Below are 13,206 nucleotides of genomic sequence, written 5' to 3' on the forward strand. Positions count from 1 at the left end.
TCTCATGGTGTGAGTCTGTCCTTCCGCGGGCGCAGGGCCAGCAGGGCCAGGCCCGCCAGCAACTCGATCCCGCAGACGACGAACAGGAACCCGCGCGGCAGGCCGATCGCGAATGCCGCGACCATGCGCCCGGCCGGTTGGGCCAGCAGGAACAATGCAACGAGGTCGCCGAGGATGGGCTGGTCGCCCCGCCTTGCCGCCAGCAGAGCCAGCCCCGCGGTGGCGAGACGCACTCCGACATAGATGGCGTAGAACTGGCTGTAGCCGTTCACGCCGACGAGAAACAGGCCCATGGCGGTCGCGACCCGGTCTGGGTCGAGCATGGCCACGAGCGCCGCCAGCGAACTGGCGGTGGCCACCAGCTGCAGCAGCTGGGTGCGCGCCCAGGCCCGTGTGAAGCCCTGGCGCTGCCTGATGATGGGATCCTTAGTCTTCAAGGATCTTGAAGCGGGGATCGTCCGGATCGATCGAGTTGATGCCGCGTGCTTCCTCGGTCATCTGGGTCGTTTCGTCCACGCGGACCTCGGTAGCGCGCTTTTCTTCCAGGTGCAGGTAGATCGCGTTGATCAGCTCCTGACAGCCTTCGCGGTTCAGAGCCGAGATCTCGAAGACGGGACCCTTCCAGGCCAGCTTCTTGAGGAAATCCTTGACCTTCTTCTTGCGCTCTTCTTCCGGCAGCATGTCGAGCTTGTTGAGCACGAGCCAGCGCGGCTTGTTCAGCAGCTCTTCGTCGTACTTTTCCAGCTCCTTGATCAGGGCCTTGGCTTCCTTCACCGGATCGACCGTCGCCTCGAACGGCGCCAGGTCGACGATGTGCAGCAGCAGGCCGGTGCGCGACAGGTGGCGCAGGAACTGGTGGCCCAGGCCCGCGCCTTCGGCCGCGCCCTCGATCAGGCCCGGGATGTCGGCGATCACGAAGCTCTTCGCGTGCGAGACACGCACCACGCCGAGGTTCGGATGCAGGGTCGTGAACGGATAGTCCGCGATCTTCGGCCGGGCGTTCGAGACGGCCGTAATAAAAGTAGACTTGCCGGCGTTCGGCATACCCAACAGGCCGACGTCGGCCAGCACCTTCAGTTCCAGGCGCAGCTCGCGGCGTTCGCCTGGTTTACCGTCGGTCTTCTGGCGCGGCGCGCGGTTGGTCGAGGTCTTGAAATGGATGTTGCCCCAGCCGCCCTCGCCGCCCTTGGCGAGCAGTTCGGTCTGGCCGTGTTCGGTCAGGTCGGCGATGATCTCGCCGCTGACGTTATCGACGATCAGCGTACCGACCGGCATGCGCAGGACGACGTCGTCCGCGCCCTTGCCGTAGCAGTCCGAGCCGCGGCCGGCTTCGCCGTTGCGCGCGGTGTGCACTTTCGAATAACGAAAGTCGACCAGGGTGTTGATGTTACGGTCGGCAACCGCCCAGATCGAGCCGCCCTTGCCGCCGTCGCCGCCGTCGGGTCCGCCGAAGGGGCGGAACTTCTCGCGACGGAACGAGGCGCACCCGTTGCCGCCGTCGCCGGCGATGACTTCAATTCTTGCTTCGTCGATAAACTTCATGATGACCGCCAAAAAACGATAGCGCCTAACAAAGCGCTCAGGGCAAGGCGCAGTGTCGAAGACAGTACGCTTAGAACGGCGAACGCCGCCATGAGGACTTTGTTAGGCGCTAAAAAGGCCCTACCGTGGGCAGAGCCTCTTGATGGAAGGCTTGCGCCTTACAAGGAAGCGCCGCTGGGCGGCGCTTGCGTAGCCAATTAGGCTGCGACTGCTTCGTTCGCGACGACGGTGACGTACTGCTTCGAACCGACGCCTTGCTTGACGAACTTGACCGTGCCGTTCACCAGGGCGAACAGGGTGTGGTCCTTGCCGAGGCCGACGTTGACGCCCGGACGAACCTGGGTGCCACGCTGACGCACGATGATGCCGCCGGCGTTGATCGCCTGGCCGCCGTACACTTTCACGCCGAGGCGCTTGCTTTCTGAATCACGGCCGTTACGGGTAGTGCCGCCGCCTTTTTTGTGTGCCATGGATGTACTCCTTGATGACTTTGAAAATTAGACCGGGCAATTAGCCGTTGATCGAAACCACTTGGATTTCGGTGAAGTTCTGGCGGTGGCCCTGACGCTTCTGGTAGTGCTTACGACGACGCATCTTGAAGATACGAACCTTGTCGTGGCGACCGTGGGAAACGACCTTCACCAGAACCGTAGCACCTTCGACCAGCGGAGCACCAAACTTGATGCTTTCGCCCGCGCCAACGGCGAGGACCTGATCGATCGTGAGTTCGGAACCAATGTCTGCCGGTATCTGTTCTACTTTGAGTTTTTCGCCAGCGACAACTTTGTATTGCTTGCCACCGGTTTTTATGACCGCGTACATGATTGAAACCTCATCAAATGTTTAAAGAATTCCCGCCGGCGACTTGCGCTGGGCTGGTCTGATGCCGGGGAACAGAGGATTATACATGGATCGACCGAAGGCGTCAAAAGCCGGGATCGGTCCTTGATGAGTGTGGCAGCCCGGCAACGACGTCCCAAGGGACGCTCTGCCGGCACAGGAAAGCCATGGCTTTTCGGTACAGTTGGGCAAATGGCACGGCTTATGCATGCTTGTCGTATAATCGCCGCACTCAACGCACACTTATCGCAGGTTCGCCTTGTCCGCCGCTACCCAACACGCCCAACAGAACAACATTACCCAGACGATCGCCGACGACATGGCGGCGGTGAACACGGTGATCCGCCAGCGCCTGCATTCCGAAGTCAGCCTGGTCAACCAGATCGCCGAATATATCATCAGCGCCGGCGGCAAGCGCATCCGCCCCGTGCTGGTGCTGCTGCTGGCGAACGCCTATGGCTACCGGGGCACGGCGCACCACGAACTGGCGGCGGTCGTCGAATTCATCCACACCGCAACGCTGCTGCACGACGACGTCGTCGACGAATCCTCGATGCGCCGCGGCCGCCAGACCGCCAACGCGCTGTTCGGCAATGCGGCCTCGGTGCTGGTCGGCGACTACCTGTATTCGCGCTCGTTCGAGATGATGACCAGCCTGGACAACATGCGCGTGATGCAGATCCTGTCGCGCGCCACCACTGTCATCGCCGAAGGCGAAGTGCTGCAGCTGCTGAACATGCACGACCCGGACGTGACCCACGAGAGCTATCTCACCGTGATCCGCTCGAAGACCGCCAAGCTGTTCGAGGCCGCCGCCGAGCTGGGCGCCCTGATCGCCGGGGCCAACGACGTCCAGATCGACGCCGCGGGCGAATACGGCCGCTCGCTGGGCACGGCGTTCCAATTGATTGATGACGTGCTCGACTATGCCGGCGACGCCACCGAGATCGGCAAGAACGTCGGCGACGACCTGCGCGAAGGCAAGCCGACCCTGCCGCTGATCTACCTGATGGAACACGGCACCCCGGAACAGCGCGAACTGGTGCGCACCTGCATCGAACAGGGCGACGAACAGCATTTCGACGCGGTGCTTGCCGCCGTGACCTCGAGCGGTGCGCTCGACTACACCCGCCGCGAAGCGGAGACCGCGGCACGCCGCGCCGCCGAGGCCATTTCCGACCTGCCGGAGAGCGTCTACAAGCAAAGCCTGCTGCAATTGTGCAGCTTTGCTGTTGACAGGAACCATTAAGGCAACTATAGTAATGCCTTCCCGAGATTTCGGCTCCCGAGATCTCAAACCCGTCGGGGTGTAGCTTAGCCCGGTAGAGCGCTACGTTCGGGACGTAGAGGCCGGAGGTTCGAATCCTCTCACCCCGACCACAGAATTCGTGTTACACAACACCATCAACAGCGGACAATTGTCCGCTGTTTTTGTTTGTACCTGGTCCTCGGGCGCTGCCACTGGCACGGCGGCAAGGAAGTGCTCAGCAGCATTTCATATCCTCGTCCGCTTGTGGCGAATCAGCGTTGCCCTGAGCGGATGGGCTACGCTGGTCGGCAAGTCCACCATGCCGGCTACGCCTATGTCCGCACTCTGCGCCCTCCCCCCGGATTTCGACTCCACCTATTTTCGCAGCGCGCTCTCGCAGTTCGCCACCGGCGTCACGGTTGTCATTACCCGTGGCGCCGATGGCGCTTTCCACGGCCTGACGGTCAATTCGTTCAGCTCGGTCTCGCTGGAGCCGCCGCTGGTGCTGTGGAGCCTGGCCAACAAGGCACGCAGCATGCCGGCCTTCCAGGAATGCTCGCATTACATCATCAATGTGCTGGCCGAGCACCAGGTCGACCTGGCCCTGCGCTTCTCGCGCCAGGTCGAGAACCGTTTCGAGGCGCTCGCGTTCAACACCTCGCGCACCGGCCTGCCCATCCTGGACGGCGTCGCCGCCTGGTTCGAGTGCCAGAACCGCAGCCGCTACCAGGAAGGTGACCATGTGATTTTTGTCGGCCAGGTCGAGCGTTGCCAGATGAAACCGAGCCGCATGCTTGGTTTCCTTGGCGGCCGTTTCGTTGCCATCTAACCCGGGGAGTCATCCATGAGCCGCAATACCCTGACGTTCGTGAACCACGCATGTTTCCAGGTGCAGAACGACAGCGCGCTGCTGCTGGTCGATCCCTGGCTGGAAGGTCCTGTCTTCAACAACGGCTGGAGCCTGATCGACCAATCGACCAGCAATGCAGCGATGGTCGAGCAACTCAACCGTGCGGGCGTGCCCATCTACATCTGGTTCTCGCACGAGCATCCGGACCATTTCTCGATTTCCTTCATCAAGAAATTCAAGGAAGCCTTCCACGGCGTCGCCACCTTCCTGTACCGCCACACGCTCGACAAGCGCGTTGTCGACTTCCTGCGCCGCAACGGACTCGAGGTGAAGGAGTGCGAGGAAGGCAAGCCGGTGGCGCTCGGAAACGACATGCGCCTCACCGTGTTTCCCTACAGCGAAGGCGATTCCTGGTGCGTGATCGAGTCGGGCGGGCGCACCATCCTCAACCTGAACGATTGCGTGGTCAACTCGGCGGCCCGCTGCCAGGCAGTCAAGGCAAAACTCGACACGGTCTCCCCACGCGTGGACCTGATGCTGACGCAATTCGGCTACGCCAGCTGGGTCGGTAATCCCGACGAGCTGGCGAAGCACCAGGCCGCCGCTGCCGACAAGATCGAACGCATCGCGCTGCAGATCGACCATCTGCAGCCGGCGCTGGTGGTGCCCTTCGCCTCGTTCGTATATTTCAGCCATCCCGAGAACGCCTACCTGAACGAAGGGCAGAACTCGCCGCGCGCCATCGCCGACGCGCCGCGTCTGGCGCGCCACACCTCGCTGATACGCTTCCTGCAGCCAGGCAGCGTGGTCGACCTCGACAATGACACCCCCGCCAGTCTCGCGAACGAGCACGAACGCGCGCTGGCGCACTGGATGGCGCTGAAGGAAAAGGGCCACGCACTCTTGCCCACCCCGCCGGTGGCAGCGCTGGACGAGGTCGAGGCGGCATTCATGAAGTACCGCGAGACGCTCGGGACCAGCCTGCACGGGCTGCCGCGCCTGCTGGAAATGACGCGCCGCATCATGCCGCTGGTGATTCATCTGTCCGACCTGCAGCAGACAGTGAAATGTTCGTATCGCGAGGGCATGACCAGGCTCGATCGCAACGCTCCCTGGCATGTGTCCATGAGCTCGGGTAACGCGATTTTCCTGTTCAAGAACGAATACGGCTTCGACACCACCATGGTGAACGGCCGCTTCCGGATTGGCCAGCCGGGCGCCGCGTCAAGCTTCAGCCGCTTCTTCCTGCCCCAGCGCATGGCCAAGAACGGCTACTACAAACGCCACCCGCTGGCGACGCTGCGTTACCTCGTCGCCAGCGTGCTGGCGCGGATGGGCCGGCAGGCGACGGGGTAATGGACTCTTGCTGCGTTGTGATATCTGCGTGCCAATCATTCGAAAAACGTATCGCCGGTATCACAAACCGAAAGTTTATTTATAGCTCCAAAGAATTTATACTGCACCGCAACATCACACAGTATTTACGGAGCTAATCATGACCGCAGCAACGATCACCCAGGCGCAGAGCAAGGGACTGCGCCACCAATCCGGCCTGTTCGCCACCATCCGTGGCTTCTGCGAACAGCTCTACGTCGCCCATGGCGGCTGGCTCTTCGGCGCGCGCAAGGACGCCGCCAAGCAAGCCATGATCGCCCGCAGCGAACTGCTGTCGCTGGCGGCGCAATCGGAAGCATACTCGCCGAACCTGGCCGCCGAACTGCGCCACCTGGCCAACCGCTAAGCAACACCTGCCTGCGGCAACGCCGCGGCCGTGCATCGGTACCATACCGCGTGGACACAGGTGTCCACCCTACGAACCCTGCTTTTGTAGGGTGGACACCTGTGTCCACGCGGTCGTACTTCTGCAAACCACCAAAGTCCTTCGCGCAGACGCCAGCAGCGCGCCGCTACTCCCCCGTCACCGCCGCCAGCAAACTGCCGATCTCCGGCAAACACGACCCGCAATTGCTCCCCGCCTTGAGACAGGCGCTCACCTCCGCCCTCGTCTTCAAACCCCGCTCCCGGATCGCCGCACAGATCGTATTGCGCCCCACCCCGAAGCACGCGCACACGGTCGCCCCCGGATCGACGCCCCGGCGCGGCGCGCGTCCCGCAAGCAGGGTAGCGCGCTCCACCGGCGTCAGGGCCTCCGCGGCAAACAGGCTGCCCAGCCAGTCGCGCGGCGGCAGCGCGCCGCGCTGGCCCACCAGCACGCAGGCCTGCAGGCGGCCCTGCGCCAGCGCTGCCGCGCGGTAGACGCCCGCGCCGCGATCCTCGTATTCGATCCAGTCGGCGCCCTCCTCTACCTCCAACAGCGCGCGCGCCCAGGCGCCGTCTACCTTTCCGCGTCCGCCCAGTTCGTAGCGCAAGTAACCATCGCCCTGCACCCGGGTCCAGTACGCGACCACATCCAGGGTCAGTGGCGTGCGGCTCAGGACAAAGGCATGCCATTCGACGACGAAAGGCGCGACCCGCACCGGGGTATGCTTGAATTCCGGCTCGCCCGAGACCGGGTCCACCACCGGATTCACCAGCGCGCCGACGCGCGCGTCCGAGGCATTCGACGCACTCCAGTGGATCGGCACGAAGACCTCGCCGCGCGCGATGCCGCCGCCGTGCACGACGCGGCCGACCATCTCGCCCCAGGGGCTCGTCACCCGCGCCAGCTCGCCCTCGCGCACGCCGCACAGCAGGGCGTCGTGGGGATGCAGGTCCACGAAGGGCTCGGGCACGTGGCCGGCCAGGCGCGGCGCCTTGCCGGTGCGCGTCATGGTGTGCCACTGGTCGCGCACGCGGCCGGTGTTCAATGCCAGCGGATACGCGGCATCCGGCGCGTGCACCGGCCCGCGCGGCACGGTCGCGACAAAGCGTGCACGGCCGCCGGCATGGGCGAAACGGCCGTCGCCGAACAGGCGCCGTGTCCCCCCCGGCGCGGCGGATGTTACCGGCCACTGCACCGGTTCCAGCTCGTCATAGCCCTGCGCGTCGAGACCGGCCAGCGCCGACACGTCGAACAGGCGCGCATGCTCGCCCGCGTTGCGCCAGCCCGACAGGCGCGCGTGCTCGTCAAAGATCTCGTGCGCGGATGCGTAGTCGAAGCCTTGATAACCCATGCGCTGCGCCACCTCGCAGACGATGCGCCAGTCCGCTTTCGCCTCGCCCGGCGCCGGCAGGAAGGCGCGCTGGCGCGAGATGCAGCGCTCGGAATTGGTGACGGTGCCGTCCTTCTCAGCCCAGCCCAGGGCTGGCAGCAGCACGTCGGCAAAGCCGTTGGTGTCCGTCGCGCCGGTGATGTCGCTGACGACGACCAGCTCGCACTTTTCCAGCGCACGGCGCACCTGGTCGGCGTCCGGCAGGCTGACCAGGGGATTGGTCGCCATGATCCACACCGCTTTCACCTTGCCCTCTTCCACCGCGCGGAACAGGTCGACGGCCTTGAGGCCAGGCTTCTCCGCCATGCGCGGTGCGTCCCAGAACGTGCGTAGCGCCTCCCGGTGCGCGGCGTTGTCCAGCTCCAGGTGCGCGGCCAGCATGTTGGCCATGGCGCCGACCTCGCGCCCGCCCATCGCGTTCGGCTGGCCGGTCAGCGAGAACGGTCCCATGCCGGGCTGGCCGATGCGGCCGGTGAGCAGGTGGCAGTTGATGATGCTGTTGACCTTGTCGGTGCCGCTCGAGGACTGGTTCACGCCCTGGGAATAGGCGGTGACCACCTTGCGCGTGGCGGCGAAGCTTTCGTAGAAGGACAGCAGCGCATGCACCTCGACGCGGCAGGCGCGCGCCACCTCTGCCGGATCGGCGCAGTCCACCTCGGCCGCGGCCAGGGCGGCGTCCAGGCCCTCGGTGCGGGCGGCCACGAAGTCCCTATCTGCGGCGCCGTGGCGCGCCAGGTAGCTGAGCAGGCCGTTGAACAGCCAGACATCGGCGCCGGGCTTCACCGGCAGGTGCAGGTCGGCCAGCTCGCAGGTCGCGGTACGGCGTGGATCGATGACGACGATGCGCAGCGACGGCCGCGCTTCCTTCGCACGCAGGACGCGCTGGAACAGGGTCGGGTGGCACCAGGCGGCGTTCGAGCCGACCAGCACGATCATGTCGGCCAGCTCGAAGTCTTCATAGCAGCCCGGCACGATGTCCTCGCCGAAGGCGCGCTTGTGGCCGGCCACGCTGGACGCCATGCACAGGCGCGAATTGGTGTCGATGTTGGCGCTGCCGATCCAGCCCTTCATCAGCTTGTTGGCGACATAATAATCTTCGGTCAGCAGCTGGCCTGAGACGTAGAGCGCCACCGCATCCGGTCCGTGTTCGGCGACGATGTCCGCCAGCCCGCCGGCGACACGGCCGAGCGCCTCGTCCCAGCTGGCCTGGCGCAACTGCCCGTTCTCGCGCAGCTGCGGATGCAGCAGGCGCCCCTCCATTCCCAGGGTTTCGCCGAGCGCCGCGCCCTTCACGCACAGGCGCCCGCGGTTCGCGGCATGTGCGCTGTCGCCGGCGATGACGGGAATCGTCCCGGGGCGCACCGTCGCGGTGACGCCGCAGCCCACGCCGCAGTAGGGGCAGGTGGTGCGTACCGTCGCTGTTGGCAGTGTCATGTCCATCATTCATCCTTTCAGGCCGGCTCGCAGAGCGCGCGGCCGAACAGCAACTGGTCGCGGATCGCCGAGATGTCGGCGCCGCGCTGGATCAGGTCGAAGTACCAGGGACCGTCGCCGACGTCGCCGTAGAGCACGGCCCCGGTCACGCGCGCGCCGTCGAGCACCAGGCGCTTGTACACGCCGCCCGCGCCGTCGCGCAGCACCAATTCCTCGTTGCCTGCCCCGCCACCGATGTCGCCGGCCGAGTAGAGATCGACCCCGCTCACCTTCAGGCGCGTCGCGGTGGCGGCCTGCACGTAGCGCCGATGGCCGCTGCCGGCCAGGTGGGCCGCGCACACGCGCGCCTGCTCCCATACCGGCGCGACCAGTCCGAAGGTGGCGCGGCGGTGCTGCACGCATTCGCCGACGGCATAGATACGCGGATCGTAGCTCTGCAGGGTGTCGTCGACCACGATCGCGCGCTCGCAATGCAGGCCCGCCGCGCGCGCCAGCGCCACGTTCGGACGCACGCCTGCCGCCATCACCACCAGGTCGGCCGGCAGCTCGCTGCCGTCGTGCAGGCGCACCGCGCGCACCCTGCCCTCGCCCGCGATCTCGCGGGTCTCGGCACCGAGCAGGATGCGCAGTCCCGCGCGCTCGAGCGATTCCTTCAGCAGGCGGCCGGCCTCGGGGTCGAGCTGCTGGTTCATCAAGCCTGGCGCCAGGTGCACGACGGTGACCTCCATGCCGCGCCGCTTGAGCGCGTGCGCGGCTTCCAGCCCCAGCAGGCCGCCGCCGATGACCACCGCGCAGCCGCCGCGGCGCGCCGCCGCCAGCATGGTGTCGACGTCGTGCAGGTCGCGAAAGCCCACCACGCCATCGAGCTCGCTGCCGGGTACTGGCAGGATGAAGGGCGTCGAGCCGGTGGCCAGCAGCAGGCGGTCATATTCGGCCTGGCGTCCGGAGCGTGCGGTCACGACGCGCCTGCTGCGGTCGATGGCCACCACCGGGTCGCCCGCGTGCAGGACAATGCCATGCTCTTCATACCAGGCGCGCGTGTGAATCATGATCTCGTCCACCGCCTTGTCGCCGGCCAGCACCGGCGAGAGCAGCACCCGGTTGTAGTTCCCGTGCGGCTCGGCGCCGAACACGGTGATCTCGTACAGGTCCGGCGCCAGCTTCAGCAGTTCCTCGACGGTGCGCATGCCGGCCATGCCGTTGCCGACCACGACCAGGCGGGGCTTGTTCGACTCGCTCGTCATGCCGCCACCCACACCCTGCCGTCCTGCAGGCGCACCGGGTAGCTGGCCACAGAGTGCGTCGGCGCTTCCAGGCATTCGCCGGTGTGCAGGTCGAAGTGGTGCTTGTAGATGGGCGAGGCGACGACCACGCGTTCGCCCAGGCTGCCGACCAGGCCGCGCGCCAGGACGGCCGCGCCGGCGTTCGGGTCGACATTGTCGATCGCAAACAGGCGGGATTCGCCGACGCGGAACACGGCCACCTGACGACCGCCCAGCAGTGCGCACACGCCGGTGTCGGGCAGGATGTCATCCAACGCGCACACGGCGCTCCAGTTCTGCAGTTCGATATCGCGATGCATGGCTCTTCTCCTTCAGGCCGACTGCACGATCGGGATCGTGCGGCGGCGTTCTTCGATCGTGGCCGGGCGGATCTGGCCGCGCTCGGGCATGAACACGACGTTCGCATCGCGCGCGTCGCTGTTGACGAAATGGCGGAAGCGCCTGCGCACCGCCGGGTCCTCGACCGCGTTCTTCCACTCGCAGGCATAGGTGTCGACCACGCGTTGCATGTCCGCCTCGAGCTCGGCGCCGATCCCCAGGCTGTCCTCGACCACCACCTGCTTCAGGTAGTCCAGGCCCCCTTCCAGGTTCTCGCGCCAGGTGCTGGTGCGCTGCAGGCGGTCGGCGGTGCGCACGTAGAACATCAGGAAGCGGTCGACCAGCTTCACCACCGCCGCTTCGTCCAGGCCGCTCGCCAGCAACTCGGCGTGGCGCGGCTTCATGCCGCCGTTGCCGCAGACGTAGAGGTTCCAGCCCTTCTCGGTGGCGATCAGGCCGACGTCCTTGCCCTGCGCTTCGGCGCATTCGCGGGTGCAGCCGGATACGCCGAACTTCACCTTGTGCGGCGTGCGCAGCCCCTTGTAGCGGTTCTCCAGGGCGATGGCGAAGCCGGCGCTGTCGCCCACGCCGTAGCGACACCAGGTCGAACCGACGCAGGATTTCACCGTGCGCAGCGCCTTGCCGTAGGCATGGCCCGACTCGAAGCCGGCGGCGATCAGTTCTTCCCAGATCAGCGGCAGCTGCTCGACGCGCGCGCCGAACAGGTCGACCCGCTGGCCGCCCGTGATCTTGGTGTACAGGCCGTACTTTTTCGCCACCTGGCCGACCGCGATCAGGCCGTCAGCCGTCACCTCCCCGCCCGGCATGCGCGGTACCACGGAATAGGTGCCGTCCTTCTGGATATTCCCGAGGAAGTAATCATTCGAATCCTGCAGGCTCGCATGCTCGGGCTTCAGCACGAAGTCGTTCCAGGTCGAGGCCAGGATGTTGGCGACGACGGGTTTGCAGACCTCGCAGCCCAGGCCGGAACCGTGGCGCTGCAGCAGCTCGCCGAAGCTGCGGAGTCGTTCGACGCGCACCAGGTGGTGCAACTCCTGGCGCGAGTACGCGAAGTGTTCGCACAGGGCCCGGCTCACGGCCACGCCCTGCTTCGCCAGCTCGGCATTGAGCACCTGGGTCACCAGCGGCACGCAGCCGCCGCAGGCGGTGCCGGCGCCGGTGCATTTCTTCAGCGCGCCGATGCTGGTGGCGCCGCCGGCAACCGCTTCGCACAGGGCCCCTTTCGAGACGTCGTTACATGAGCAGACCTGGGCGCTGGCCGGGAGCGCCTCGACGCCCAGGCCACGTTGCGGCATGCCTTCAGGCTGCGGCAGGATCAGGAATTCGGGCGCGGCCGGCAGTTCGATGCCGTTCAATGTCATCTGCAGCAGCGTGCCGTACTGGGCCGCGTCGCCCACCAGCACCGCACCCAGCAGGCGCTTGCCGCAGCTGGATACGACGATCTTCTTGTAGGTCTGCTTGCGCTCATCCAGGAACTGGTAGCTGCGGCTGCCTTCGCTGGCGCCGTGGGCGTCGCCGATGCTGGCCACGTCCACGCCCATCAGCTTCAGCTTGGTGCTCAGGTCGGCGCCGGCAAAGCCGCCTGGCGCGCCCAGCACATGACGCGCGCAGGTACGCGCCATGTCGTAGCCGGGCGCCACCAGGCCGTACAGCTGGCCGTTCCAGGCCGCGCATTCGCCGATGGCATAGATGTGCGGATCGGAGCTCAGGCAGTCGGCATCGATGGCGACGCCGCCGCGTGGGCCCAGCGCCAGGCCGGCGCCGCGCGCCAGCTCGTCGCGCGGACGGATGCCGGCCGAGAACACGATCAAATCGGTCTCCAGCGCGCTGCCGTCGGCGAACTCCATGCGGTGGGTGGCCTGGTCGCCGTCGACGATGGCGAGCGTGCTCTTCCCGGTATGGGCGCGCACGCCGAGCTCCTCGATCCGCCCGCGCAGCACGCGCGCGCCCTGCTCGTCGACCTGGGCCGCCATCAGGCGCGGCGCGAATTCGACCACGTGGGTCTCGAGCCCGAGGTCGCGCAGCGCCTTGGCGCACTCCAGCCCCAGCAGGCCGCCGCCGACCACCACGCCGCTGCGTGCGCGCTGGCCGCAGGCGCGCAGCGCTTCCAGGTCCTCGATAGTGCGGTAGACGAAGCAGTCGCGGCGCTCGCGTCCGGGCACCGGCGGCACGAAGGGCATGGAACCGGTCGCCAGCACCAGCTTGTCGTAGGCGAGCACCTCGCCGCCCGCAAGCGTTACCGTGTGTTCGGCGCGGTCGATGCTGACGACTTTCGCGTTCAGCTTCAGCGCCAGGTTGGACCGGTCGAAAAAGCCTGGCGCGACCAGCGACAGGTCCTCCGCCGTCTTCCCGGCGAAAAATTCGGACAGGTGCACGCGGTCGTAGGCCGGGCGCGGCTCTTCGCCCAGCACCGTGATCTGCAGGTGCGGCGCCGCCGCAGCCAGGGTCTCGACGAATTTGTGGCCCACCATGCCGTGGCCGATGACGATGATCTTCATGCTGTTCTCCTTACTTTCT

At 66.1% G+C, this 13,206-nt stretch carries 12 protein-coding genes and 1 tRNA gene; 5 read left to right on the forward strand and 8 right to left on the reverse strand.

Translation table 11 applies throughout. The features are described 5' to 3' along the window. Positions 1-2: 2 nt before the first annotated feature. From ACSUZJ_RS20060 to rplU, 4 genes are all read right to left on the reverse strand, one after another. Positions 3-437, reverse strand: coding sequence for a hypothetical protein (locus ACSUZJ_RS20060; RefSeq protein WP_499411094.1), 435 nt, complete (start codon positions 435-437; stop codon positions 3-5). Next, positions 427-1,542, reverse strand: a complete 1,116-nt coding sequence (obgE, locus tag ACSUZJ_RS20065) for a GTPase ObgE (RefSeq protein WP_499411096.1) — start codon at positions 1,540-1,542, stop codon at positions 427-429. The genes ACSUZJ_RS20060 and obgE overlap by 11 nt, the downstream gene beginning before the upstream one ends. 197 nt (positions 1,543-1,739) lie before the next feature. Further along, positions 1,740-2,012 (reverse strand): 50S ribosomal protein L27, encoded by a 273-nt coding sequence (gene rpmA, locus ACSUZJ_RS20070; protein WP_312551045.1) that lies wholly within the window; start codon positions 2,010-2,012, stop codon positions 1,740-1,742. Between the two features lie 40 nt (positions 2,013-2,052). Next, entirely contained in the window at positions 2,053-2,364 is a 312-nt protein-coding gene (rplU, locus tag ACSUZJ_RS20075; protein WP_082493710.1) for a 50S ribosomal protein L21, read from the reverse strand. A gap of 277 nt (positions 2,365-2,641) precedes the next feature. Here rplU and ispB point away from each other — a divergent pair, with 277 nt between their 5' ends. The 5 genes from ispB (at position 2,642) to ACSUZJ_RS20100 (ending at position 6,222) form a co-directional block, all read left to right on the forward strand. Beyond that, complete coding sequence (ispB, locus tag ACSUZJ_RS20080; RefSeq protein WP_499411099.1) at positions 2,642-3,631, forward strand: octaprenyl diphosphate synthase; 990 nt, start codon at positions 2,642-2,644, stop codon at positions 3,629-3,631. A 54-nt stretch (positions 3,632-3,685) separates the two neighbouring features. After that, positions 3,686-3,762 (forward strand) — tRNA-Pro (locus ACSUZJ_RS20085). A 203-nt stretch (positions 3,763-3,965) separates the two neighbouring features. Then, positions 3,966-4,460, forward strand: a complete 495-nt coding sequence (locus ACSUZJ_RS20090) for a flavin reductase family protein (RefSeq protein ID WP_499411101.1) — start codon at positions 3,966-3,968, stop codon at positions 4,458-4,460. A gap of 15 nt (positions 4,461-4,475) precedes the next feature. Beyond that, the gene (locus ACSUZJ_RS20095) at positions 4,476-5,837 is read left to right on the forward strand and encodes an MBL fold metallo-hydrolase (protein WP_499411103.1); all 1,362 of its coding nucleotides are present in this window, start codon (positions 4,476-4,478) and stop codon (positions 5,835-5,837) included. Between the two features lie 139 nt (positions 5,838-5,976). Continuing rightward, positions 5,977-6,222: a hypothetical protein gene (locus ACSUZJ_RS20100; RefSeq protein ID WP_499411105.1), complete on the forward strand. Its 246-nt coding sequence runs from the start codon at positions 5,977-5,979 to the stop codon at positions 6,220-6,222. Positions 6,223-6,388: 166 nt separating this feature from the next. Here the strand turns inward: ACSUZJ_RS20100 and ACSUZJ_RS20105 are convergent, their stop codons facing one another. Genes ACSUZJ_RS20105 through nirB form a run of 4 tightly spaced genes read right to left on the reverse strand, consistent with a single transcriptional unit; the run spans position 6,389 to position 13,187 of the window. After that, positions 6,389-9,073 (reverse strand): molybdopterin-dependent oxidoreductase, encoded by a 2,685-nt coding sequence (locus tag ACSUZJ_RS20105; RefSeq protein ID WP_499416619.1) that lies wholly within the window; start codon positions 9,071-9,073, stop codon positions 6,389-6,391. An 11-nt stretch (positions 9,074-9,084) separates the two neighbouring features. Then, entirely contained in the window at positions 9,085-10,311 is a 1,227-nt protein-coding gene (locus ACSUZJ_RS20110; RefSeq protein WP_499411107.1) for an NAD(P)/FAD-dependent oxidoreductase, read from the reverse strand. Beyond that, the gene (gene nirD, locus ACSUZJ_RS20115; protein WP_499411109.1) at positions 10,308-10,649 is read right to left on the reverse strand and encodes a nitrite reductase small subunit NirD; all 342 of its coding nucleotides are present in this window, start codon (positions 10,647-10,649) and stop codon (positions 10,308-10,310) included. Before nirD ends, ACSUZJ_RS20110 begins: the two co-directional genes overlap by 4 nt. Before the next feature lie 12 nt (positions 10,650-10,661). Next, positions 10,662-13,187, reverse strand: a complete 2,526-nt coding sequence (gene nirB, locus ACSUZJ_RS20120) for a nitrite reductase large subunit NirB (RefSeq protein WP_499411111.1) — start codon at positions 13,185-13,187, stop codon at positions 10,662-10,664. Positions 13,188-13,206: the final 19 nt, after the last annotated feature.

Source organism: Telluria sp. B2 (assembly GCF_051789535.1).
In the GTDB taxonomy this organism is placed as follows: Bacteria; Pseudomonadota; Gammaproteobacteria; order Burkholderiales; family Burkholderiaceae_D; genus Telluria.